Raw genomic sequence first — 22051 nt, forward strand, 5'->3', positions numbered from 1 at the left:
AAAGAAGCCCAGGAGGCTCTCATGCTTAGTGCCCAAGACCGTGCCATCGTCAAATCCACCGTGCCCCTGCTGGAAAGCGGCGGTGAAGCGCTGATCACCCATTTCTACCGCATGATGCTCGCCGAATACCCCGAGGTTCGCCCGCTGTTCAACCAGGCGCACCAGGCCAGCGGCGATCAGCCCCGCGCCCTGGCCAACGGTGTGTTGATGTACGCGCGACACATCGATCAACTCGACCAGTTGGGCGATCTGGTGGCCAAGATCATCAACAAGCATGTGGCGTTGCAGATCCTGCCGGAACATTACCCGATCGTGGGCGCCTGCCTGCTGCGGGCGATCTCCGAAGTACTGGGCAGCGAAATTGCTACGCCGGAGGTGATGAGTGCCTGGGGCGCCGCCTACGGCCAGTTGGCGGACATTCTGATCGGCGCCGAGGCAGCCATCTACGACGAGAAGGCCCAGGCCCCCGGCGGCTGGCGCGGTGCGCGGCCGTTCCGGCTGGTCAAGCGGGTGGAGGAGAGCGAGGAGATCAGTTCGTTCTATTTTGCCCCGGTGGACAACGGTTCGATCCTGGCCGCCGCTCCAGGACAATACATCGGCATGAAGCTGGTGCTCGATGGCGAAGAAGTGCGGCGCAACTATTCCCTGTCGGCCTTGAGTGATGCCGGCCTGTACCGCATCAGCGTCAAGCGCGAAGCCGGGGGGCGGGTGTCGAACTACTTGCATGATCAACTGCCTGTCGGTGCAACCATCGACCTGTTTCCGCCGGCGGGGGAATTCACCCTGGTGGCCAGTGCCAAGCCGCTGGTGCTGATCAGCGGCGGGGTGGGTATCACGCCCACCCTGCCAATGCTCGAAGCGGCCTTGGGCACCGGCCGGCCGGTGCACTTTATCCACTGCGCGCGTAATGGCGGGGTACATGCGTTCCGCGAGTGGGTGGATGCGCTGGCGGCCAGGCACCCGCAACTCAAGCGCTTCTACTGCTATGCCGAGGACGATGGGGTGAGCGCGGCGGCCGATAAAGTCGGGCTGCTGAGCCAGGAGCAATTGGCGGCATGGTTGCCGCAGGAGCGCGACCTGGATGCGTATTTCCTGGGGCCAAAAGGCTTCATGGCGGTGGTCAAGCGTCACCTCAAGGCGTTGGGCGTACCCGAGCAACAAAGCCGCTACGAGTTCTTCGGCCCGGCTGCTGCTCTGGAATAGAACCTGAAACTTCACGCTGTTGAATGGGGGGAGGGGGCAAGCCCTTCCCTCTTTCTGTTCTTCATCGTTGCCGATTAATCCCCTGTTAACCCCCTTCTGTTTTAACCACTGCCTGTGTGTAAACTTGCGGCCATTGGCACAAACAAAGGAATACGGGGATGAGTGACGAATTGCGTTTAGGCAGGGAGCGGCGCTTTCTGGTGTTGCTGGGCATCATCTGCCTGGCGCTGATCGGTGGCGCGTTGTACATGCAGGTGGTACTGGGTGAGGCGCCGTGCCCGCTGTGCATCCTGCAACGCTATGCGCTGCTGTTGATTGCGGTGTTTGCGTTCATCGGCGCGGCGATGCGCAGCAAGGGCGCCCTGACCTTTTTCGAAGGGTTGGTCGTGCTCAGTGCCCTCGGCGGCGTGGCCGCGGCCGGCCACCATGTGTACACCCAGTTTTTCCCCCAGGTCAGTTGCGGCATCGACGTGCTGCAGCCGATCGTCGATGACCTGCCCCTGGCGAAGGTCTTTCCCCTGGGCTTTCAGGTCGATGGCTTCTGCAGTACGCCGTATCCGCCGGTGTTGGGTCTGTCTCTGGCGCAATGGGCGCTGGTGGCCTTCGTGCTGACGGTGATCCTGGTACCCCTGGGTATCTATCGCAATCGTCAACGCAAGGCCTGAGCGATCTACTGAAACGCCCCGGTCCTCCTGAAAAGAAGGCCGGGGCGTTTGCGCATATTGGGTTTTGTGAACGGAACGTGACGCCGGACAATTTCGGGTGCGCGCAGCATGCGACACGTTGTCACACGGCGGGCGCCGCAAGACGTTTCTGAGCGGCTGAAGCGCCGCGCAAATTTGCAAAAAGCGTCAAAAACGTGCTGTCAATTCAAGGCTGCGACGATGCCTCGAACCTCACGCCGTACGTGCCTTTGCGTGATGTCCCAATGCCTTGTTTTCTGGGGTGTTGGATAGGTTTTTCGGTCCCTTACAGCGGGTAAGGTCTGTGGCGCTTTGCCCTATAACACGGCAATTTTTGTGGTTTTTGTTGAGAATCGAACGCGATAAGATCGCGAACTTTTGCAAATTTGGTGAAGGATTATTGCTGCTTTCGATAAAAATTATTTCTTTATCAGACATGGTTTATACATCGCTAGCTAACTACAATCGCCCGCACTGAATGTCCTGTGCTGTTCAATCTTTTAGCACTGGAGCGGTCGAGGGGCAGATGGACGGCTCTGTGCGACCCCAAGGTTCCGGCAGCCTTTCAACTATCCGCACCAAATGGAATTGGTCTGTAACAAGGCCTTTAACCACGAAATCGAATAAGAACTCACCGCAGGTCCGTGAAACGCTCCGTATGGCGTGTCGGGCAGGCTCTTATTCAATCGAAGAGAAATGCCAACCCTTGGCAGGGTGAAGTGTTGGCGATCAAAACCCAACTGCATTGCGCAAGCTGCTTTAGAGGTCGTGAGATGAGTAAAAACAGGTACCCCCGATTACTAGGCTTTTTGCCGCTGCTTGGCATGATGTTAATGCTGGGAGGCTGCAAGTGGACCTTGCTCGACCCAAAAGGACAGGTCGGTCTGGATGAACGAAACCTGATCATCACCGCCACCCTGCTGATGCTGCTGGTCGTGGTGCCTGTGATCATCATGACCTTCGCCTTCGCCTGGAAATACCGCGCGTCGAACACCAGCGCCACCTACGCGCCGAAGTGGTCGCACTCCACCAAGATCGAAATCGCGGTGTGGCTGGTCCCGATCCTCATCATCATTGCCCTGGGTTATGTGACCTACAAGTCCACCCACGCACTGGACCCGTACCGTCCGCTGGAATCCGACGTCAAGCCGATCAACATCGAAGTGGTCGCGCTGGACTGGAAGTGGCTGTTCATCTATCCGGACCTGGGTATTGCCACGGTGAATCAGATCCGGTTCCCGGAACACACCCCGCTTAACTTCAAGATCACCTCCGACGCCGTGATGAACTCGTTCTTCATCCCTGCTCTGGGCGGCCAGATCTACGCGATGGCAGGCATGCAGACCAAGCTGCACCTGATCGCCAACCAGAAAGCTGAAATGGAAGGCATCTCCGCCAACTACAGCGGCGCTGGCTTCACCGGCATGAAATTCAAAGCGATCTCGACGAGCCAGGAAGACTTCAACGCCTGGGTAGCCGAAGTCAAGGCCGCACCTAAACAGCTTGATCAAGCTGAATACGACGCCCTGACCAAACCAAGCCAGAACAACCCAGTCGCCCTGTACTCCGCGTACGAGCCGAACCTGTTTCAGAAAATCGTCGACAAGTACGAAGGCATGAAACCAGGCAAACCGGTCAAGCACGAGAAGAAAGAAGTGGCCGCGGTTGAAGGTTCTGACACGGGCGCGCATTCAACTGCTGGGGCAGAGGAGTAAACGATGTTTGGTAAATTAAGTTGGGATGCGGTCCCTTTCCACGAGCCGATTGTGATGATTACCATCGCCATGATCGCGCTGGGTGGTCTGGCACTGTTTGCAGGTATCACTTACTTCAAGAAGTGGACCTACCTGTGGACCGAGTGGCTGACTTCGGTCGACCACAAGAAAATCGGCGTGATGTACATCATCGTTGCCATGGTCATGCTGCTGCGTGGTTTTGCCGACGCCATCATGATGCGTACCCAGTTGGCCATGGCCACCGAGGGTTCGCCTGGCTACCTGCCGCCTGAACACTATGACCAGATCTTCACCGCTCACGGTGTGATCATGATCATCTTCATGGCGATGCCTTTCTTCACCGGCCTGATGAACCTTGCAGTGCCGCTGCAGATCGGTGCGCGTGACGTTGCCTACCCGTTCCTGAACTCCCTGAGCTTCTGGCTGCTGGTGTCCGGTGTGGTGCTGATCAACGTGTCCCTGGGCGTCGGCGAATTCGCCAAGACCGGTTGGGTTGCGTATCCGCCACTGTCGGGCATTCAGTACAGTCCTGGCGTGGGTGTGGACTACTACATCTGGGCGCTACAGTTATCAGGGCTCGGGACGACGCTGACGGGGGTCAACTTCCTGGCCACCGTGCTGAAAATGCGCGCCCCTGGCATGAAACTGATGGACATGCCGATCTTCACCTGGACCTGCACCTGGGCCAACGTCCTGATCGTGGCTTCGTTCCCGATCCTGGCCGCTACCATGGCGCTGCTGTCGCTTGACCGTTACCTGGATTTCCACATTTTCACCAATGAACTTGGTGGCAATCCAATGATGTACGTGAACCTGTTCTGGGCATGGGGTCACCCTGAGGTGTACATCCTGATCCTGCCGGCGTTCGGTATCTTCTCCGAAGTGATCTCGACCTTTACCGGCAAGCGCCTGTTCGGTCACCACTCGATGGTCTACGCCTCGGGCGCGATCTCCGTGCTGGGCTTCATGGTGTGGCTGCACCACTTCTTCACCATGGGCTCGGGGGCCAGCGTCAACGCCTTCTTCGGCCTGGCGACGATGCTGATTTCCATCCCGACGGGGGTGAAGCTATTCAACTGGCTGTTCACCATCTATCACGGTCGTCTGCGCATGACCAGCCAGGTTCTGTGGACCCTGGGCTTTATGGTGACCTTCGCCATCGGCGGCATGACCGGCGTACTGCTGGCCATCCCGGGTGCTGACTTCGTACTGCACAACAGCCTGTTCGTGATCGCTCACTTCCACAACGTGATCATCGGTGGCGCGGTATTCGGTTACATCGCCGGCTTCAGCTTCTACTTCCCGAAAGCGTTCGGCTTCAAGCTGCACGAAGGTTGGGGCAAGGCTGCATTCTGGTTCTGGATCTCGGGCTTCTTCGTCGCGTTCATGCCGCTCTATGCACTGGGCTTCATGGGCATGACTCGTCGTCTGAACGCCACCACCAACCCTGAGTGGGTGCCGTACCTGTACGTCGCCATGTTCGGCGCGGTGATGATCGCGGTGGGTATCGCCTGCCAGTTGATCCAACTGTATGTCAGCGTGCGTGATCGCAAGCAGAACATGTGCGAATCCGGCGACCCATGGAATGGCCACACCCTGGAATGGTCGACTTCGTCGCCACCGCCGTTCTACAACTTCGCCGTGATCCCGACTGCGAACACCATCGATGCGTTCACCGAAGCCAAGGAAGACGGTACTGCGTACCAGCAACCTAAGCACTACGAACCGATCCACATGCCAAGCAACACCGCCACTGGTGTGGTGATGGGTGCGCTGTTGACCGTGTTCGGTTTCGCGATGATCTGGCACATCTGGTGGCTGGCAATCGTGAGCCTGGTGGGCACCATCGGCTACTTCATTGTCCACGCAGCACGTGATGATCAAGGCTACATGGTGCCGGTCGAAACGATCGAGCGCATCGAAGCCGAGCAGCACGCTCGCCTGGTCGCCGAGAAGAAAATCCCGGCCAACCGTGTAGAAACCTCGTTGGAACAGGCTTAAACCATGTCGAACTTAGTGACCAATGCTGGACACGCCCATGTCGATGACCATGGGCACGATGACCATCACCACGACTCGGGGCCAATGACCGTCTTCGGTTTCTGGCTCTACCTGATGACCGACTGCATCTTGTTTGCGTCGATCTTCGCGGTGTACGCGGTACTGGTAAACAACGTAGCGGGTGGCCCGTCGGGCCACGACATCTTCGAACTGCCTTACGTGCTCGGCGAAACCGCCCTGCTGTTGTTCAGTTCGATCACCTACGGCTTCGCCATGTTGGCCTTCTACAAGGGCAACAAAAAAGGCGTGCTGAGCTGGCTGGGCCTGACCTTCCTCTTCGGCCTGGGCTTCATCGGCATGGAGATCAACGAGTTCCACCTGCTGATCTCCGAAGGCTACGGCCCGCACCGTTCAGGCTTCCTGTCGGCGTTCTTCACGCTGGTAGGCACCCACGGTCTGCATGTAAGTGCCGGCCTGCTGTGGATGGCGGTGATGATGTATCAGGTCAATAAGCACGGCCTGACCAACACCAACAAGACCCGCCTGAGCTGCCTGAGCCTGTTCTGGCACTTCCTGGACGTGGTCTGGATCTGCGTATTCACCGTCGTTTACTTGATGGGGACTCTGTAATGGCTAATGCACACTCCCATGACAGCCACGATGCAAGCCACGGCAGCGTAAAGTCTTACGCTATCGGCTTCATCCTGTCGGTCATCCTGACCCTGATCCCGTTCGGCCTGGTGATGTACCCAACCTTGCCGAAGTCGATCACCCTGATGATCGTCCTGGCGTTCGCAGTGATCCAGGTGCTGGTTCACCTGGTGTACTTCCTGCACTTGGACCGCTCCGAGGCTCAGCGCGAGAACGTGATTGCGTTCGTGTTCGCAGGCCTGGTGATCGTTCTGCTGGTTGGTCTGTCGCTGTGGATCATGTTCAGCATCCACACCTACATGATGGCGAAGTGAGGTAAGACCCGATGTCGCTTAAGCACTTTATCCAAATCACCAAACCGGGGATCATTTTCGGTAACGTGCTTTCTGTGGCGGGCGGTTTCTTCCTGGCCTCCAAGGGACATGTCGATCTGGCCATCTTCCTGGCTGCGATGATCGGTACGTCCCTGGTGGTTGCTTCCGGTTGCGTGTTCAACAACTGCATAGACCGTGACATCGACATCAAGATGGAGCGCACCAAGAATCGCGTGCTGGTGCAGGGCCTTATCTCCCTGAAGTTGGCACTGATCTACGCGACCGTTTTGGGTGTTGCCGGTGTGGCACTGTTGTACACGGTGGCTAACCCGTTGGCGGCGCTGTTTGCCGTGATCGGTTTTGTCATCTACGTCGGCCTCTACAGCCTGTACCTCAAGCGCAAGTCGGTTCACGGCACGCTGGTGGGCAGTCTGTCGGGGGCGATGCCGCCGGTGATTGGTTATGTGGCTGTGACCAATAGCTTCGACATGGCCGCGCTGACGCTGCTGGTGATGTTCAGCCTGTGGCAGATGCCGCATTCCTACGCCATCGCGATTTTCCGTTTCAACGACTACCTGGCTGCCTCGATTCCGGTTCTGCCGGTCAAGCGTGGCATCCAGGTCGCCAAGAAACACATCCTGCTCTACATCCTGGCTTTCCTCGTGGCGACCTTGATGTTGACCTTCAGTGGCTACGCCGGCATGAGCTACCTCGCCGTCGCTGCCGCCATGGGCATGTACTGGTTGTACATGGCCTGGACCGGTTACAAGGCGGTGGATGACACCGTCTGGGCGCGCAAGCTGTTCGTGTTCTCGATCTTCACCATCACCGCGCTCAGCGTGATGATGTCCCTGGATTTCCAGGTACCGAAAGAGCTGTTGCTGACCTCCGCGCACTGAATGTTCGAGTAGTAAAAAAGCCCCGCCTTCGCAAGAAGCGCGGGGTTTTTTATTGAGTGGCCTTTAAACTATGAGCAAATCCTACAAGTGCAGGCAGCAACGTGATGAGTAAGAAAGCCGTTATTGTGTTCAGTGGCGGGCAGGATTCAACGACCTGCCTGATCCAGGCGCTGGCGTTGTATGACGAAGTCCACTGCATCACCTTCGACTACGGCCAGCGCCATGTGGCGGAAATCGAAGTTGCCCAGCAGCTTGCCAGGCAACTGGGGGCCACCGTTCACAAAGTGATGGACGTGTCTTTGCTCAGCGAGCTGGCCATCAGCAGCCTGACCCGTGACAACATCCCGGTCCCTACCGTGAACAGCTCGGGCGAGAGCTTGCCCAGCACTTTTGTGCCTGGGCGCAATATCCTGTTTTTAACCCTCGCGGCGATTTATGCCTACCAGGTCAAGGCTGAGACGGTGATCACCGGCGTCTGCGAAACCGACTTCTCCGGCTATCCCGATTGCCGCGATGAGTTCGTCAAGGCATTGAACCAGGCGCTCAAGCTGGGCATGGAATATGACGTGCGCCTGGAAACCCCGTTGATGTGGCTGAACAAGGCCGAAACCTGGGCGCTGGCCGATTACCACCAGCAACTGCAACGGGTGCGCGACCACACGCTGACCTGCTACAACGGCATCATCGGCAGTGGGTGCGGCCAGTGCGACGCGTGCAACTTGCGCGCACGCGGTTTGAATGAGTACCTGCAGAACAAGACCGAGGTCATGCAGAGCCTCAAGCACAAGTTGCAGCTGGACTAAGCCGCCCACGCCAAACCTGCCTGGAGAAGCCCCGCCGTCGACCGTCGTGCGGGGCTTTTTCATGGGCGCTCGGTTAAATCATCTGACCTTGATCTCGTCATACACCTCTATAGGAGCTGTGCGAATCCATCATCCGCCTACAAGGAGTAGTCATCATGGTCAGCGTTAGTCGTCGATCCCTTCTCGCCCTCGGCGCCGCACTGCCGGTGTTGGGGCACCTCGATTGGGCGGTCGCCGCGCCGCCCAAGGCATCGACTGACAAGGTGCTGCTCAACTACAACGAGAGCCCTTACGGACCTTCACTCGCGGCCCGTGAGGCGATGCAGCGCGCGATCGCCACGGCCGGGCGTTACCCCTACACACACATGTACGCACTGGCCGAGTTGTTTGCTCAGCAGCAAGGGATTGGCGAAGAGCAGGTGGCGGTGTTTTCCGGCTCCATGGCCGCGTTGCGTTATGCGGTGCTGGCCTTTACCAGCCAGACTCGTGGTCTGGTAATGGCCACGCCATCCTACGAGGTGCCGCGTCAGTCTGCCGAGTCGAACAAGGCACCGGTCAAGGAAGTGAACCTCAACGCCGAGCACGCCCATGACATCCCGGCGATGCTCGCGACCGACCCGCAGGCGGGCATGCTCTACCTGTGCAACCCCAATAACCCCACCGGTACGCTGACGCCCACCGACGCGATCCGCCAGGCGCTGGAGAACAAACCCAAGGGCAGCGTACTGGTGGTGGACGAGGCCTACATCGACTTCGCCGACGCCCCCAGCGTGGTGAGTTGGGTCAAGGACCACGATGATTTGTTGGTACTGCGCACCTTCTCGAAAATCTACGGCATGGCTGGCGCGCGCCTGGGCCTGGCGATCGGCCAGCCGGCGCTGCTGGAACGGTTGGCAGTGTTTGGCGGCGACAACGTACCGGCCGGTTCTTCTTTGCTCGGTGGCCTGGCCAGCCTGGAAGACGTCAAGCTGCTGGGGCAACGCAAGGCGCTGAATGCGCAGGCGCGCGACGAAACCGTGGCCTGGCTAAAAGGGCGCGGTTTTACCTGCACGGCGTCCCACAGCAACTGCTTCATGATCGACGTACAGCGCCCGGCCAAAGAGGTGGTTCAGAGGTTGGCCGCACAGGGCGTGCTGGTTGGGCGGGTGTGGGATAACTGGCCGCAGTGGATGCGGGTGACGGTGGGGAACAAGCAGGAGATGGCGCGGTTTCGCCAGGTGTTTGCGGCGCAGGTCGAACACAGCGCCTGAGCCGAGGGAGCTTGCTCCCGTCGCGTCGCAAAGCGGTCCCAGAATGGGACTGCAAGGCAGTGCAACGGGAGCCGGGCACCTTCTCTTTTGTGTGGCTGTGACGGGTTACTGCTGCGCGATGCTGTAACCGTCGAACGCGGTCTGCTGTTGCAGTGCGGCAATCACGCTCTTGCGGCTCAGCGGCTGTTCAACGCCTGCGTTGTCCACGAAGCTCTGCACGTCCAACTCGGCTTCATCGCCGTCACCCACAAAGCTGAACCCCAGGAACTCGAACGCCTCGCGGTCGACGTTCAACTTCGAGCGCGGTGTGCGCAGTGGCAGGGTGACGCTGATGCCGTCCTTGCTGATCACAAACACTTCGGCTTCTTTCTTGGGGCGAGCCGCCTTGCCTTTGCCGGCGCTTGGGTTGCTGATGGCCTGGTGAGACTGGTTCAGGACTTTCAGGGCCAGGCCGTAGACCAGCTCCTGGAACTCTGGGTCGTCCTTGAAGCTGGACAACATGCGGCTGATGGAGAATTTACTGCTGAGGTCTTCCAGGGCGATGTTGTCGGCGGCTTCGGCGTCCTTGAGCTGCTTGAGCTGGCCCATCAGTTCGTAGGCCTTGTCGTCATCGAAGGCGTCGTGAGCCTGGCGGATGGCGCCGCGCAGTTCGCGGATCTGGTCGCTTTCTTTGGAGGTGTGGAACGCGTCCAGCACCATCTCGCTGATGATCTTGGCCGCTGGCACGTGTTGTGAAAGATGGATGGCGTTTTCGTATTCAGCTTTGGCGTGCGAGGCCACTACGGATTCTTCGGCGGCGTGTTCGGTATAAGAATCGGACATTGAAATTTCACTACTTCAGTAAACGGAGAGACAAAAAAGCGTCGCGCATTTTCAGTGGGCAGGGGGATCAGGTCAAGGCAGCACAATGCCCTTATCCGGGCGCAAAGGCTGCCGTCCGGCAGATACGTGCGGTTAAACCAAACGCTTGAGACATGCCTCAAGAATATCCAACCCTTCCTCCAGTACCCCCGGCTCAATGGTCAACGGCGCCAGCAGGCGGATGATATGCCGCGACTTGCCGCTGGGCATCAGCAGCAAGCCCGCGTCCCGTGCCAGGCTCAGCAACTGCGTCAGTTTCTGCGGCGCGGGCGTGCCGTCGGCATTGATCAGCTCGATGCCGCGCATGGCACCCACCCCGGTCAGCCGGCCCAGGCAGGGCGATGGCGGCTGCGCGCGCCAGGCTTGGTAGCGACTGACGATTGCTTCTGCATGCTGCGCTCCCCACGCCTGCAGATGCTCATCGGTCATTACATCGAGGGTGGCCAGCGCGGCGGCGCAAGCGATGGGGTTGCCCGAATAGGTGCCGCCCAGTCCGCCTTTGGGCAAGTTGTCCATCAGCGCTTTGCGCCCGACCACCGCGCCCAGCGGCACGCCGCCAGCGATGCTTTTGCCGAGCAGGATCAGGTCCGGCTCGATGCCCAGGCGCGAGAACGCGAAGCGCTGGCCGGTGCGGCCGAAGCCTGATTGGATCTCGTCGGCGATCAGAGGGATGTTTTTCTCATCGCAGAACCGCCGCAGGGCCCTGGCGAACTCGATATCCAGGGCCAGAAACCCCGCCTCGCCCTGCACGGGTTCGACGATGAAACAGGCGACATCGTCAATGTCTATTTCCACGCTGAACAGACGATCCATGGCCTTGAGCGCCTCGGCGCACGTCACGCCGTTATCGGCACTCGGGTAGGGCAGGTGATACACCGGGCCTGGCAGTACGCCGACCTTTTGCTTGTAGGGCGCCACCTTGCCATTGAGGTTGAGCGTGGCCAGGGTGCGGCCGTGGAACGCGCCATCGAAGGCGATCACTGCGGTGCGGCCCGTGGCGCCGCGCACGATCTTCAAGGCGTTTTCGGCCGCTTCCGCGCCGCTGTTGGTGAGCATGCCGCTGACCGGGTAGCCCACGGGGATAAACGCGGTGAGGCGCTCCATCAATTCGACATAGGGCGTGTGCGGCGCAGCGTTGAAGGCGTAGTGGGTGAGTTTGGTCGCCTGCTCACGAATCGCCGCCACCACGGCCGGATGGCAATGCCCGAGGTTGAGCACGCCGATGCCGCCGACAAAGTCGATGTAGCGTTTACCCGAGGTGTCCCACACTTCGGCGTTCCTGCCATGGCTGAGGCTGATGGGGTGGACGATGGAAATCGACTGGCTGATGCTTTCGCGGCTCATGAATCCTGGACTCGGCAGTGGCGGGCGTCTTTTTATCTAAGCTGCGTGGCAGGCCCTGCCGCAAACGAAATAAAATCGCCGGGTCATTCCAAATCGGAAGGAGCTGTTGCCAAAAGGTCGTTTGTGGCGGCGCGCCAAACCCGTCAATACTCCCCGGCATCCTCAAAAAACGGCGCGGTCTGTGAGGCGCCGACTAATAAAGATCGACAGGGAGTACGTCGCATGAACAACCTAAAAACCTTAGTGGCTGCCGTAGTCCTCGGCCTGGCCGGTACCGCGCAGGCGGGCACGACCCTCGACGCGATTCAGAAAAAAGGCTTCATCCAGTGCGGCGTCAGCGACGGTTTGCCAGGCTTTGGCGTGCCCGACAGCCAAGGCAAGATGACCGGTATCGATGTGGATGTGTGCCATGCCGTGGCCGCCGCTGTGTTCGGTGATGCCTCCAAAGTGAAGTTCACTCAGTTGACCGCCAAGGAGCGCTTCACCGCCCTGCAGTCCGGCGAGATCGACTTGATCTCGCGTAATACCACCTGGACCAGCTCCCGCGATTCGGGCATGGGCCTGGTGTTCACCGGTGTCACTTACTACGACGGCATCGGCTTTCTGGTGAACAACAAGCTCGGCGTCACGGCCGCCAACCAATTAAGCGGAGCCACGGTGTGTATCCAGGCCGGCACCACCACTGAGCTCAATGTGTCCGACTACTTCCGCACCCACGGCATGAAGTACACGCCCATCACGTTCGATACCGCCGACGAAAGCGCCAAGGGCCTGGAGGCCGGCCGCTGCGATGTACTGACCACCGACCAGTCGGGCCTGTATGCCCAGCGCATCAAGATGGCCCATCCGGATGAGTTCGTGGTGTTGCCGGAAGTGATTTCCAAGGAGCCCCTTGGCCCCCTGGTGCGCAAGGGCGACGATGAGTGGTTCAGCATCGTCAAATGGACCCTGTTCGCCATGCTCAACGCCGAGGAAATGGGGATTACCTCGCAGAACGTCGAAGAGCAGGCCAAAACCACCAGGAATCCGGACGTGGCGCGGCTGCTCGGTGCTGATGGCGAGTACGGCAAGGACCTGAAACTGCGCAAGGATTGGGTGGTGCAGATCGTCAAGCAAGTGGGCAACTACGGCGAAGTGTTCGAGCGCAACATCGGTCAGGGCAGTGTGTTGAAGATCAAACGCGGCCTTAACGCCCTCTGGAACAACGGCGGCATCCAGTACGCGCCGCCGGTACGCTGATACCGGGCAGCCCTACGCCGAGGCGCCGTCTTTGCCGGCGGCCTTGGCGCGGTATAACGCCTGATCGGCGCGCGCCATCAGAGCGGCCGGCGACTCTCCCATAGCGCGCTCGGCCACGCCCAGGCTCAGGGTGATGTTCGCGTCGCCCTGCACGGGCAGGGTCCTCATCCTGGCGCAGATGTTCTCGGCCATTGCCTTGGCGGTGTCCAGCGAGCTTTCGGGCAGCAGCACCATGAATTCATCGCCACCCCAGCGGGCGAGCAGGTCAGTTGGGCGAATGCAGCTCTCCAGGCATTCCACCACCCGCAGCAGGGTCTGGTCGCCGATGGCGTGACCGTAGCGGTCATTGATCGGTTTGAAGTCATCGATATCCATTGCGATCAGCGCCAGCGGGCGTCGGAACCGTTCGGCACGGGCGCACTCTTCCAGCAGCGCTTTCTCCAGGCGGTAGCGGTTGGCGATTGAGGTCAGCGCGTCCCGCTCGGCCAAGGTACGGTTCTCATCCACTTGCAACTGCAATTGCTGATTGACCCGTGACAGCTCGCGCGTGCGCTCGGCCACCAGCGCTTCAAGGGATTGATTGCGGCGCTCCAACTGCTCGACGGAGCATTTGTGTCGATGGATATCGCGGTGAGCACCCACCATCCGCGCCACGGAGCCGTCGGCATTGCGCGCAATCACGTAGCCGCGGTCTTCGATCCACAGGTAGCTGCCATCTTTTTTCCGGCAACGGTATTCGGTCTGGTAGTAAGGCGCGCGACGGTTGATGTAGTCATCGAACAGCGTCATCACCTGGGGATAGTCCTGCGGGTGGATGAGGTTTTCCCAGGTAAATACGCTGTTCGCCAGGGAGTGCCGAGGGTGGCCGAGCATTTCATACCAGCCTGGGTTGCGGTAGACGAAACCGGTATTGGCGTTCCAGTCCCAGATACCGTCGCTGACCAACTCCAGCACGGTGTGCAACATGTCGGCGTTAAGGTGGGAGCCGTCGTGGTCTTGCGGGTTGTTGCCGGAAGTATCGTCCATCTGCGCATTCCTTGGCTGAGCAGGCCTGCAGGGCCTGCCAATGTTGACGCCGATACTCCATGGCTGGCGCTACTGTACAACGCGGCCAGGGCGCTTTAAACAGGTGAGAGGGGCGTGGCAATTGGCTACTGTTTGGGCGCCAGCATGCGCGTTCGCGCCTTCCCGTTGGCGTTGTGCTGGTAAATCGCCTCGGGCTGGCCCTGCTCGTTGAAGAACACCTGGCCAATGCCCGCCGAGTTCCACAAGCGTTCGCCGGCCTCTGCATGCTCGGGAATGTGCGGCACCACCTGCATGGTGCGGCGCCGGGTGAACCAGTTAAGCGGCGAGCGCGGCGAGTAGAGCCAGCGGTTGAGGCGGTCGAACCATTCCAGCAGGCGCGGTGGGAATTCGTTCTTGATGCCGCTGCTGGTGATCTGCCAGATCCGGGGGCCGGCGTTGCGATGGCGGATCAGCACTTCATAGACGAACGAGTAGTGCACGTCGCCCGATAGGATCACGTAGTTACCCGGCGTGCGCGAGTGACGGAAGATATTGAGGATCACCTGAGCGGCGCCGCGATGGGCCATCCAGTTTTCCGCGTCCACCAGCAAGGGGTGGCCGCACCAACTGAAGACTTTCTGTACGGTCTCGATCAGCTTTACGCCAAAGATCGGTGCAGGCGAAACGATGATCGCCGAGGGGTGATCGAGCAGTTCCTGTTGCAGTTCGCTCAGGGCTTCCCAGTCCAGCAGGCCGGAGGGTTGCTTGAGGGTGAACTCACTGCGCCAGCGTCGGGTGCGAGTGTCGAGCACCACCAGCGCCGGGGTGGTGGGCAGTACGTAATGCCATTTCTGGAATTTCAACAGACTGTCGACCAGGTCGTCTTGTGCGGCGGCGTCCAGATGGCTTTTGCGCGCCTGGGTGGTCAGCGCCTGGATTTGGCTCACCAGCGTGGCGAAGGCATCCGGATTGTTGCCCCAACCCTGGCACAGCAGGTACGCGAGCAGCGCATTGCCGATGATGCGTTTGGAGAACGGATGGCCGTAGGCGGTTTCCTCCCACTGGGCGCTGAGGTTCCAGTCATCGGTGATGTCGTGATCGTCAAAGATCATCAAGGTCGACAGATGGGCAAACACCCGCGCGACACCGGGCAGGCCAGCGCGGAATTTTTCCACCTGCACCTGCTCGCGGGCATAGCGCGCGGCTTCATCGGTGTTCAGATGCGGTGGCTGGAGGGTGATCAGCGTCCAGGGCGTGGGCGACCATACCAGCAGGTACATCGCCATGACTTCGGCGAAGGTCACCAAATGGTTGTCGGCGGTGCTGCTGGTGAAGATCGGTTTTTTCACGCCACCAAAAAAGCGCTCGCGCAGGGTCTTGTTGCTGTCCAGTGCCGGGAGCAAGTCCGCTCGATGGTAATAACTGGCGGCGTGCCCGTAGAGGCTGGCGCTGTCATCAATCACCGCACCTTCCAGGTATTCGTCGAACAGACCCAGGCGCGCGATCAACCCATGAATCGCCCGCAGCATCGGCCCGGCGACATCATCGGCGTAGACCTGATCACCGCTCATCATCAGTAAGGCAGGGCGTTCGGCAAGGGTGTGCGGCTCGGCCAGCAGGCGATCAACGCAGAGCAGGCCTTCATCAGCGCAGTGGTGCGGTTTGCGGCACGAGCCATGGACCAGTTGGTGGATACGACTGTGCAGTACGAAATTCGGGTATTGGGCGTTGGGATACAACAGGTGCGGTGCCCACTGCGCCATGCCGCAGCCGTCGATCAGGAGGTCGTAGTCGACGATTACATCCTGCGGCAGCGCCTCGTCCAGCGGCACATCAATCAGGTGGATAAATGCCTGGCGCCCTACGGGCACGATGCGGCATTGGTCCGGATTAAGGCGGATCTCCAGGCCCTGTGCCGGCAGGTGCAGCGTCAGCGCCAATTCCCGTGTACCCACCAGCCACATGACCAGGCGCCGAGGTTCGAGACGCCGCAGCAGCGGACCGGCCAATACGGCGGACAGTGTGTCGGGATGTGGCATGCAGGCCTAGACCTCCTGGCTGGATAGAACCGGCAAGCGTAGCGCACTGAATGTCAGTGTTTTGTTAAGGCAGCAGGGGGTTGTCCTTCGTAATCGTCGCCGGCACGCGGGGGGCGCATCGACGAGCTCATTGGGGCGGCGCCGCCGCCCAACGCGGGTAAACCCGCTCGCCACATTATTCCATCGCCACACACGCCTGCCTGGCTCGGGGCTGATCAGGTATGCGAGTCCTCAACCACCTTCGGCACCGTAAACCGAAACTCACTGCCACGTCCCACTTCACTCTCCGCGACAATTCTGCCGCCATGGGCCTGGACGATGCCTTGGGTGATGTACAGCCCCAAGCCGCTGCCCGTTGGGTTGTTTTCGGTCTGGGTCCAATAGCGATCGAACACATAAGGTAATTGTTCCGGCGCAATGCCTTCCCCGGAATCGCGTACCGAGAACACGATCTCTTTGCCGTTGCTCATGGCGCTGATGCCAATATTGCCCTGGCGCGGGGTGAACTTGATGGCGTTGCCGATCAGGTTCGACAGCACCTGAAACAGTCGCTCCGGGTCGCCGTTGATCTGCAAGCCAGGTTCGGCGTTGAACGACAGGTCGATGCCTTTTTCCATCGCCAGTGGCGAGAGCAGCGAGTACGCCTCTTCGAACATTTGCCCCACATCCAGCGCTACCGGTTTGACCACATAGCGCCCGGCCTCGATTTTCGAGGTGTCGAGCAGGTCTTCCAACAACACGTTCATGCGCCCGGCGGCTTGCTGCATGGTGTCGATAGCCGAGGAAATCCGTCGTGACGTGTGTGGGCCGTCGGAACTGAAGGCCTTTTGCATCATGCCGCACAACATCGAGATGACGGTCATCGGGTTGCGTAAATCGTGGGACACCACCGCCACCAACTCGTCCCGCGCCCGCACAGCCTGTTGCTCGCGCAGTACCTGACGGGCCAGGTCGTTTTCCAGGGCGGAGCGACGCAGGTCATTGGCGGCGAACAGGTCGCCATGGCTCCACTTAGTGGAGATGCCGGCCATTTCAACTTTCCAGATTTCAAACGAGGTGCGTGGGCGAAGACGCAGCCCTGCGTCGCAGGTTTCCAGATTCAGCGGCTTGTTCGGGTCGCCGCTCCAATTGATGTTCTCTTTGACTTCCGGGCGGAACCACAGCACGCCGTTATCAACAGGTTTGGGCAGGCTCATGGCCAAGACCCCACTGGCCACTTGCTGGAATTCGGCGGCCGGGGGGTACACCGACGCCAGGTTATGGCTGGAAAACACGGGCCCGCCACTCGCCTGCAACCACTGGTGCAGCGCGCGGATCTGCGCCGGTTCCGGGCAGTTGCCGTAGCGGTGCAGTTGTTTGTCCTCGATGATCGCCACGCCGCCGGACAGGGTCAGGTCCATCAGCAATTGGCCACATCGGGCCAGGCCATCGAACACGTTGTGTTCCGAAGCCTTCATCGTTTGGTCCAACTGTGCCAAGGCTTCGACTTTTTCTTCGCGCTGACGGCTCAGGTCCAACGCTTCCATGGCACTGATCTGGAGCGACAGCACCTGGCCGATGGTCTGGCAGGCGGTGCGCAACTCGTTGGGCACCAGCAGCGGCTCGCGGTTGCCGCAACTGATCAAGCCCCAGAGTTTGTCGCCCTTCATCAGCGAGATGCTCATGGACGACAACACGCCCATGTTCTGCATGTACTGACAATGAATCGGCGACACGCTGCGCAGGGTGGAGAAGCTCAGGTCCAGCGGCTCGCCGGTGTCGGGGCGCAGCTTGGGCACCAGCGGCACCGGCTCGTAGGCAGCGTTGGGAATAATGCGTAGCCAGTTGATGCGATACAACTCGCGGGCCTGCTCGGGGATGTCGGACGCGGGGAAGAACAGCCCATTGAACAGCTCCATGGACGGCGACGACGCTTCGGCGATCACCTGGCCGTGGCCTTCGTCCTCGAAGCGGTAGATCAGCACGCGGTCGTAACCGGTCATGGCCTGGATTTCATTCACGCTGATTTCGTACAGCGCTTGCAGGGTTTTCGCTGCCTGCAAACGTCGCAGCATCTTGCTCAGCCCGCTAGTGGGACCTTTCACGATCCGCGGCTGGAAGTTCTCCAGCAAGGGCTCGAACTCCAACACCCACACGCCCTGATGGCGATGTAACAGGCCGTCGAACGTGGTGTCGTTAAAGGTTACATGCAGTGATGGTGCGTCGATGAAATTATTGCACTCGACCAGGCGTTGCACGGCCACAGCGGCGTCGGTGCCCAGCAGCGTGTGCAGCGGCTCGCCCAGCAGCGCCTCGGGGGCTTGGTTGAACAGGTCGGCGACGTTGACACTGACCTGAATGATCCTTAGGTCTGGATCGGACAGGGTCAGCAACACTCCGTGGGGCTGTATCGCCCCTGGAAAGCGAATAGGCTCGTCGGCGCAGTTGGCAAGCAGCTCTTCGAATTCGTCGGTTTTCATAGCAGTACCTCCTGGCTGTCGAGCCATTGCTCAAAGCAGCGGAATGTCGAACGGGCCGCGTCCACCGCGCGCTGCTTGGCAGCTGCGTCCAGCGGCTGGTGACCCAGGTAATCGAGAAAATCGTTCCAGCGTCGACCGGTCTCGGCACCGTACACATTGAGAAACCCAGCGCCGTTATCGGCGTCCAGGGCCAGACGCGTGACCATTTCTCGACGCAGCACTTTGCCCCCCAGGGTCGCGCCTTCCAGCACATACAGGGTGCCGAGGCAGGCGGCGGGGGTGTCGAGGCACGGCAGGTCGGTCGCGCGAGGCAGAGCGTTGATAGCGTCCTCACTCAAACCCAGTGCGTGAAGATCGCGCAACAGTGTTGGCGTTTTCACACGTTGTACTTGGTCGAATCCAGCGGGAATCAACGCTGCGTCACGCAACGCGGCTTCCATCGGCTGATAGAAGCCGTAGTACGCCTGGAGTAGGTGTCGGTACCAGTGCGCATCCAGGCGCTCGCAGAAAAACGGCAGGCGTTTTTCCAGGTCTACATGCAGGCGCGCAGTGCCCGTGCGCAACGCTTCCAGCAATGATGGCGCACCAACGTCATGGGCCTGTGAATGCATTCAATAAGCTCGAACTGTGGGCCTGCCGGCCATGAGTGACGCGTAGAAATGGGCGACGATTCTACACAGCTCATGGCCATTTGCTGAACGCACAAGGCGAAAAGCCTGACCAGCGGATCAGAAAAGTCGCTCGCTGTTCACTAATGACCGCAATGTCTGGCTTGAAGTTCGGTTTAAGTGATATCGCGAAGCTATCAATGCATGGGCGAAGTCAGTGCCGTCTGTACACATTCCAAGAGATGCTCGGTGCTCCACGGCTTGGGCAAAAAACGCACTCGGCTGCCCAATTGCGAAGCCATGGCCTTGTTTCCCGAGGTTAGCAACACTGGCACGGTGGGCCAACGATGGGCTACCACCCGGCTCAAGTCATAGCCGTTCAACAGGCCAGGCATCTGGATATCGCTAACGATCAGGTCCACCTGTTCATCATCGCGCTCCAGGAAAATCATCCCTTCATCCGCCGAAGGAAATGACGTGACGTGGGCACCAAATTCCTCCAGTACGTCCACCATTAACGAACGAATGATCTCGTCGTCTTCCAGCACTAAAATCGATGGCTGAGCCATGATCCTTACTCCACCATCGGGGTTCAGTAAGATGGAGTGGGATGTGGCCGTTTAGGTTCGATTGGATAAACGTTAAACGATGGGTGGTCAATTCAGAGGCTCTAGGGTGCGTCTTTGCCGGCTAGCGCAGCCTGGGCCGAAGCGGTATCTGGATGGGCATCCGCGCCTGATAAAACGGCATAATCGCCGCACCAGCCGATGTGGAGTCACCATGAAGTACGTCCTGTTCATCCTCGCCCTGATCGTCAACACCCAGGCCACCTTCGCGGCCGGCGATGCCGAGGCGGGCGGCAAGCTCTTCACCAAGACCTGCGGCGGCTGCCATAGCGTGGGCGAGGGCGCTCGCGGTGGGTTTGGCCCGCAACTCAACCGTATTATCGGAAGGCCTGCCGGCACCACTTCCGACTATCAATACTCCGATGCGATGAAAAACTCCGGCGTGGTCTGGACCCGCGACAAACTTGCCGCCTATATAGAAGCTCCGAAAAAAGTGGTGAGCGGTACGCGGATGATTTTCTGGGGGATCAGTGACCGGGAGAAAATTGACAACATCCTGGCGTACCTTGAGACCTTTCAGTCCAAGTAGCTGTTTTGCCTCTTGGGTATTTTGTTTAAACACCGGCCCCTGTCATCTCTGACTTTTTACGATAAGGACATCCACAAATGAAGCGAATCGCACTGCTCTCACTCGCGCTGGCCCTTTGCGCCTGCCAATCCAACCAACGCGACTCATCCCCCAGCCTGCTCAAGGATGGCATCCAGCTGCGCCAGAAAATCGTAACCGTCGACGCTGAGCACGCCAAAGTCATCATGAAAGCCAGCGGCGGCACCAACCCCGTCGAATTCGCCATCCGCCGCGAAGGCGACCCCGATCCACGCCTGGAAACCCTCGGCACCGTGATGGATACCGGCGAAGGCAAAGTCTTCAATTGGATCGCCAAGCTCAACCAGACCGTGGCCAGTGCTGGGTTCAAGCGTTTCCCGCAGTTGGAGATCCAGGCGGATCCCGCCAGGAAGCTGACTGTGTCCAGCACGGCCGGGAGCCAGGGCAACGGGGTTTATTACCGTTGCGGTCCATTGATGAGTACGTTCAGCCCGCAGAAGGGCAAGGTGTATTTGGTGGAGTTTCAGTTCAAGGGCGAGCGCTGTGGGCAGGAGGTGTATGACGTGACACAGGCGGGGCAGCGAGTGTTGGTGGAAGGGGTTACGAAGGGTTGAGGGGCTGAGCCTACACCGAACCCGTTAACGGTGTGGTGGTCGCGTTCATGCGATGCAACGCCGTCAGAACACTGGCTTCAGGCGATTCAGGCGGCTTTGGCTTCGCTGAAACCCATATCCCACGGATGGGCAGAAGAAACGGGGCAGCGGCGTGGATTCAAAGCTTTGTCGTTGATGACTGTGCATTGAGCGGCGGGCTGAAAGCGTGTTCTTTTCGGTTTTGGTGTTTCGTTCGGATCTGTATGCGGCAATGGCTGCCGTGGTGTGTGCCATGGGCGGGCGGTGTTGACGGAGCACTAAGGGGGCGCATCGTGGGTTCATTGCATCAATACTCCGCCTTGGATTGCTCATGAGATGGCGGCCACGCACCTTGGTAATGAAAAGAAATCTGGTAATCGTACAGTCAATTATTGGATGGCTTTAAGGTAGTGCTTGAGCGCTTCGAGCGGTGGGTTCAGTTCCTGCAGCGTAGCGGCTTGTTGCGCCTCATCTGCCAACCGCTCCAACTCTCGCCCCAACACCGTACTCGCGCCACCCACGACCCCCAGCGCCTGCGCCACACATTCATCGATCTTCAGCAGAACTCCCGACAAGTCCCCTTGCCGTACGAGCAACCTAAACACCTCCCGCTCATATCCGTCCATCACCGGGTCGTCTCTCAACACCGGGCTGCCGCCGTCCTCCTCGTGCACGAGTTTAAGGGCGAAAAGCGCAACAGCTTCCAGCGTTAATTCCATGGGGACGGTTCCTCTGGGGTGGGGGGGCGATGATTACTGTTCTGTGTGTGAAAAAAAAGACCCTGATGGCGAACGGCCTGGCCCTGACCTCCTGATGATCGGCCTGAATACGCGGCCTTTGCTGAGTGATTGAAGCTCTCAAGGAGTTGCACGACGTCCGATTACGTGCCCGACTTTCATCGCGGGCGTTATCCGCCTGCTGTCCATGTAATAGAGACAGGCTCGTTTTCTTTATAAAAGAACAAAGAATTTCAGTCTTGGGGTTGACCCGGAAATTCAATGCTGTAGTATTCGCCTCCCGCTGCAGAGAGATCTGAAGCGCAAGTGGTTGAAGTTGTTGAAGAAATCTTCGAAAGCTTCTGAAAATAATCACTTGACAGCAAATGAGGCTGCTGTAGAATGCGCGCCTCGGTTGAGACGAAAGCTCTTAAC

At 59.4% G+C, this 22051-nt stretch carries 21 protein-coding genes and 1 pseudogene; 12 read left to right on the top strand and 10 right to left on the bottom strand.

Annotated elements, in window-relative coordinates; genetic code table 11:
* The first annotated feature begins 21 nt into the window (after nucleotides 1-21).
* Nucleotides 22-1203 (top strand): NO-inducible flavohemoprotein, encoded by a 1182-nt coding sequence (gene hmpA / locus KZX66_RS23785; RefSeq protein ID WP_248083684.1) that lies wholly within the window; start codon nucleotides 22-24, stop codon nucleotides 1201-1203.
* Between the two features lie 158 nt (nucleotides 1204-1361).
* Nucleotides 1362-1868 (top strand): disulfide bond formation protein B, encoded by a 507-nt coding sequence (locus KZX66_RS23790; RefSeq protein WP_248083685.1) that lies wholly within the window; start codon nucleotides 1362-1364, stop codon nucleotides 1866-1868.
* A gap of 231 nt (nucleotides 1869-2099) precedes the next feature.
* Here the strand turns inward: KZX66_RS23790 and KZX66_RS23795 are convergent, their stop codons facing one another.
* Nucleotides 2100-2324 carry a hypothetical protein gene (locus KZX66_RS23795; RefSeq protein WP_248083686.1) on the bottom strand — a complete coding sequence of 75 codons (225 nt, stop codon included), beginning with the start codon at nucleotides 2322-2324 and terminating at the stop codon, nucleotides 2100-2102.
* Between the two features lie 335 nt (nucleotides 2325-2659).
* Here KZX66_RS23795 and cyoA point away from each other — a divergent pair, with 335 nt between their 5' ends.
* The 7 genes from cyoA (at nucleotide 2660) to KZX66_RS23830 (ending at nucleotide 9540) form a co-directional block, all read left to right on the top strand.
* The gene (gene cyoA, locus KZX66_RS23800; protein WP_248083687.1) at nucleotides 2660-3601 is read left to right on the top strand and encodes a ubiquinol oxidase subunit II; all 942 of its coding nucleotides are present in this window, start codon (nucleotides 2660-2662) and stop codon (nucleotides 3599-3601) included.
* Between the two features lie 3 nt (nucleotides 3602-3604).
* Nucleotides 3605-5623: a cytochrome o ubiquinol oxidase subunit I gene (gene cyoB / locus KZX66_RS23805; protein WP_003176005.1), complete on the top strand. Its 2019-nt coding sequence runs from the start codon at nucleotides 3605-3607 to the stop codon at nucleotides 5621-5623.
* A 3-nt stretch (nucleotides 5624-5626) separates the two neighbouring features.
* Nucleotides 5627-6253 carry a cytochrome o ubiquinol oxidase subunit III gene (locus tag KZX66_RS23810; RefSeq protein WP_003176004.1) on the top strand — a complete coding sequence of 209 codons (627 nt, stop codon included), beginning with the start codon at nucleotides 5627-5629 and terminating at the stop codon, nucleotides 6251-6253.
* Entirely contained in the window at nucleotides 6253-6588 is a 336-nt protein-coding gene (gene cyoD, locus KZX66_RS23815) for a cytochrome o ubiquinol oxidase subunit IV (protein WP_003176003.1), read from the top strand. The genes KZX66_RS23810 and cyoD overlap by 1 nt, the downstream gene beginning before the upstream one ends.
* 11 nt (nucleotides 6589-6599) lie before the next feature.
* The gene (gene cyoE / locus KZX66_RS23820) at nucleotides 6600-7487 is read left to right on the top strand and encodes a heme o synthase (protein WP_248083688.1); all 888 of its coding nucleotides are present in this window, start codon (nucleotides 6600-6602) and stop codon (nucleotides 7485-7487) included.
* A 104-nt stretch (nucleotides 7488-7591) separates the two neighbouring features.
* A complete protein-coding gene (gene queC, locus KZX66_RS23825; RefSeq protein WP_248083689.1) occupies nucleotides 7592-8290 on the top strand; it encodes a 7-cyano-7-deazaguanine synthase QueC in 699 nt (232 codons plus the stop codon).
* Nucleotides 8291-8445: 155 nt separating this feature from the next.
* Nucleotides 8446-9540, top strand: a complete 1095-nt coding sequence (locus KZX66_RS23830; RefSeq protein WP_248083690.1) for a pyridoxal phosphate-dependent aminotransferase — start codon at nucleotides 8446-8448, stop codon at nucleotides 9538-9540.
* A 105-nt stretch (nucleotides 9541-9645) separates the two neighbouring features.
* Here KZX66_RS23830 and KZX66_RS23835 read toward each other — a convergent pair whose 3' ends face one another.
* Nucleotides 9646-10362 carry a hypothetical protein gene (locus tag KZX66_RS23835; protein WP_248083691.1) on the bottom strand — a complete coding sequence of 239 codons (717 nt, stop codon included), beginning with the start codon at nucleotides 10360-10362 and terminating at the stop codon, nucleotides 9646-9648.
* A 132-nt stretch (nucleotides 10363-10494) separates the two neighbouring features.
* Nucleotides 10495-11745, bottom strand: a complete 1251-nt coding sequence (locus tag KZX66_RS23840; protein WP_248083692.1) for an aspartate aminotransferase family protein — start codon at nucleotides 11743-11745, stop codon at nucleotides 10495-10497.
* A gap of 222 nt (nucleotides 11746-11967) precedes the next feature.
* On the opposite strand from KZX66_RS23840, the gene KZX66_RS23845 reads away from it, so the two are divergent.
* Entirely contained in the window at nucleotides 11968-12984 is a 1017-nt protein-coding gene (locus tag KZX66_RS23845) for an amino acid ABC transporter substrate-binding protein (RefSeq protein WP_248083693.1), read from the top strand.
* A gap of 12 nt (nucleotides 12985-12996) precedes the next feature.
* Here KZX66_RS23845 and KZX66_RS23850 read toward each other — a convergent pair whose 3' ends face one another.
* From KZX66_RS23850 to KZX66_RS23870, 5 genes are all read right to left on the bottom strand, one after another.
* The gene (locus tag KZX66_RS23850) at nucleotides 12997-14010 is read right to left on the bottom strand and encodes a sensor domain-containing diguanylate cyclase (protein ID WP_248083694.1); all 1014 of its coding nucleotides are present in this window, start codon (nucleotides 14008-14010) and stop codon (nucleotides 12997-12999) included.
* A gap of 125 nt (nucleotides 14011-14135) precedes the next feature.
* On the bottom strand, nucleotides 14136-16028 hold the full coding sequence (locus tag KZX66_RS23855) for an alkaline phosphatase D family protein (RefSeq protein WP_248083695.1): 1893 nt from the start codon (nucleotides 16026-16028) through the stop codon (nucleotides 14136-14138).
* A gap of 215 nt (nucleotides 16029-16243) precedes the next feature.
* Nucleotides 16244-18487 (bottom strand): ATP-binding protein, encoded by a 2244-nt coding sequence (locus tag KZX66_RS23860; protein ID WP_248083696.1) that lies wholly within the window; start codon nucleotides 18485-18487, stop codon nucleotides 16244-16246.
* A complete protein-coding gene (locus KZX66_RS23865) occupies nucleotides 18484-19098 on the bottom strand; it encodes a biliverdin-producing heme oxygenase (RefSeq protein WP_248083697.1) in 615 nt (204 codons plus the stop codon). Before KZX66_RS23865 ends, KZX66_RS23860 begins: the two co-directional genes overlap by 4 nt.
* A 194-nt stretch (nucleotides 19099-19292) precedes the next feature.
* Complete coding sequence (locus KZX66_RS23870) at nucleotides 19293-19664, bottom strand: response regulator (protein WP_248083698.1); 372 nt, start codon at nucleotides 19662-19664, stop codon at nucleotides 19293-19295.
* A 211-nt stretch (nucleotides 19665-19875) separates the two neighbouring features.
* Here KZX66_RS23870 and KZX66_RS23875 point away from each other — a divergent pair, with 211 nt between their 5' ends.
* The gene (locus tag KZX66_RS23875) at nucleotides 19876-20250 is read left to right on the top strand and encodes a cytochrome c family protein (RefSeq protein WP_248083699.1); all 375 of its coding nucleotides are present in this window, start codon (nucleotides 19876-19878) and stop codon (nucleotides 20248-20250) included.
* A 77-nt stretch (nucleotides 20251-20327) separates the two neighbouring features.
* Nucleotides 20328-20882 carry a hypothetical protein gene (locus KZX66_RS23880; RefSeq protein ID WP_248083700.1) on the top strand — a complete coding sequence of 185 codons (555 nt, stop codon included), beginning with the start codon at nucleotides 20328-20330 and terminating at the stop codon, nucleotides 20880-20882.
* Nucleotides 20883-21289: 407 nt separating this feature from the next.
* Here the strand turns inward: KZX66_RS23880 and KZX66_RS23885 are convergent, their stop codons facing one another.
* On the bottom strand, nucleotides 21290-21619 hold the full coding sequence (locus KZX66_RS23885; RefSeq protein WP_248083701.1) for a hypothetical protein: 330 nt from the start codon (nucleotides 21617-21619) through the stop codon (nucleotides 21290-21292).
* 251 nt (nucleotides 21620-21870) lie between these two features.
* Nucleotides 21871-22051, bottom strand: a pseudogene (locus KZX66_RS23890) (hypothetical protein); the annotation flags it as partial.

It is taken from the genome of Pseudomonas sp. EYE_354, from assembly GCF_023148575.1.
GTDB lineage: Bacteria > Pseudomonadota > Gammaproteobacteria > Pseudomonadales > Pseudomonadaceae > Aquipseudomonas.

What these genes read in the sequence shown, in the direction of transcription:
- hmpA (WP_248083684.1), top strand. Translation starts at nt 22, where the DNA reads ATGCTTAGTGCCCAAGACCGTGCCATCGTCAAATCCACCGTGCCCCTG.
- KZX66_RS23790 (WP_248083685.1), top strand. Translation starts at nt 1,362, where the DNA reads ATGAGTGACGAATTGCGTTTAGGCAGGGAGCGGCGCTTTCTGGTGTTG.
- KZX66_RS23795 (WP_248083686.1), bottom strand. Translation starts at nt 2,324, where the DNA reads ATGTCTGATAAAGAAATAATTTTTATCGAAAGCAGCAATAATCCTTCA.
- cyoA (WP_248083687.1), top strand. Translation starts at nt 2,660, where the DNA reads ATGAGTAAAAACAGGTACCCCCGATTACTAGGCTTTTTGCCGCTGCTT.
- cyoB (WP_003176005.1), top strand. Translation starts at nt 3,605, where the DNA reads ATGTTTGGTAAATTAAGTTGGGATGCGGTCCCTTTCCACGAGCCGATT.
- KZX66_RS23810 (WP_003176004.1), top strand. Translation starts at nt 5,627, where the DNA reads ATGTCGAACTTAGTGACCAATGCTGGACACGCCCATGTCGATGACCAT.
- cyoD (WP_003176003.1), top strand. Translation starts at nt 6,253, where the DNA reads ATGGCTAATGCACACTCCCATGACAGCCACGATGCAAGCCACGGCAGC.
- cyoE (WP_248083688.1), top strand. Translation starts at nt 6,600, where the DNA reads ATGTCGCTTAAGCACTTTATCCAAATCACCAAACCGGGGATCATTTTC.
- queC (WP_248083689.1), top strand. Translation starts at nt 7,592, where the DNA reads ATGAGTAAGAAAGCCGTTATTGTGTTCAGTGGCGGGCAGGATTCAACG.
- KZX66_RS23830 (WP_248083690.1), top strand. Translation starts at nt 8,446, where the DNA reads ATGGTCAGCGTTAGTCGTCGATCCCTTCTCGCCCTCGGCGCCGCACTG.
- KZX66_RS23835 (WP_248083691.1), bottom strand. Translation starts at nt 10,362, where the DNA reads ATGTCCGATTCTTATACCGAACACGCCGCCGAAGAATCCGTAGTGGCC.
- KZX66_RS23840 (WP_248083692.1), bottom strand. Translation starts at nt 11,745, where the DNA reads ATGAGCCGCGAAAGCATCAGCCAGTCGATTTCCATCGTCCACCCCATC.
- KZX66_RS23845 (WP_248083693.1), top strand. Translation starts at nt 11,968, where the DNA reads ATGAACAACCTAAAAACCTTAGTGGCTGCCGTAGTCCTCGGCCTGGCC.
- KZX66_RS23850 (WP_248083694.1), bottom strand. Translation starts at nt 14,010, where the DNA reads ATGGACGATACTTCCGGCAACAACCCGCAAGACCACGACGGCTCCCAC.
- KZX66_RS23855 (WP_248083695.1), bottom strand. Translation starts at nt 16,028, where the DNA reads ATGCCACATCCCGACACACTGTCCGCCGTATTGGCCGGTCCGCTGCTG.
- KZX66_RS23860 (WP_248083696.1), bottom strand. Translation starts at nt 18,487, where the DNA reads ATGAAAACCGACGAATTCGAAGAGCTGCTTGCCAACTGCGCCGACGAG.
- KZX66_RS23865 (WP_248083697.1), bottom strand. Translation starts at nt 19,098, where the DNA reads ATGCATTCACAGGCCCATGACGTTGGTGCGCCATCATTGCTGGAAGCG.
- KZX66_RS23870 (WP_248083698.1), bottom strand. Translation starts at nt 19,664, where the DNA reads ATGGCTCAGCCATCGATTTTAGTGCTGGAAGACGACGAGATCATTCGT.
- KZX66_RS23875 (WP_248083699.1), top strand. Translation starts at nt 19,876, where the DNA reads ATGAAGTACGTCCTGTTCATCCTCGCCCTGATCGTCAACACCCAGGCC.
- KZX66_RS23880 (WP_248083700.1), top strand. Translation starts at nt 20,328, where the DNA reads ATGAAGCGAATCGCACTGCTCTCACTCGCGCTGGCCCTTTGCGCCTGC.
- KZX66_RS23885 (WP_248083701.1), bottom strand. Translation starts at nt 21,619, where the DNA reads ATGGAATTAACGCTGGAAGCTGTTGCGCTTTTCGCCCTTAAACTCGTG.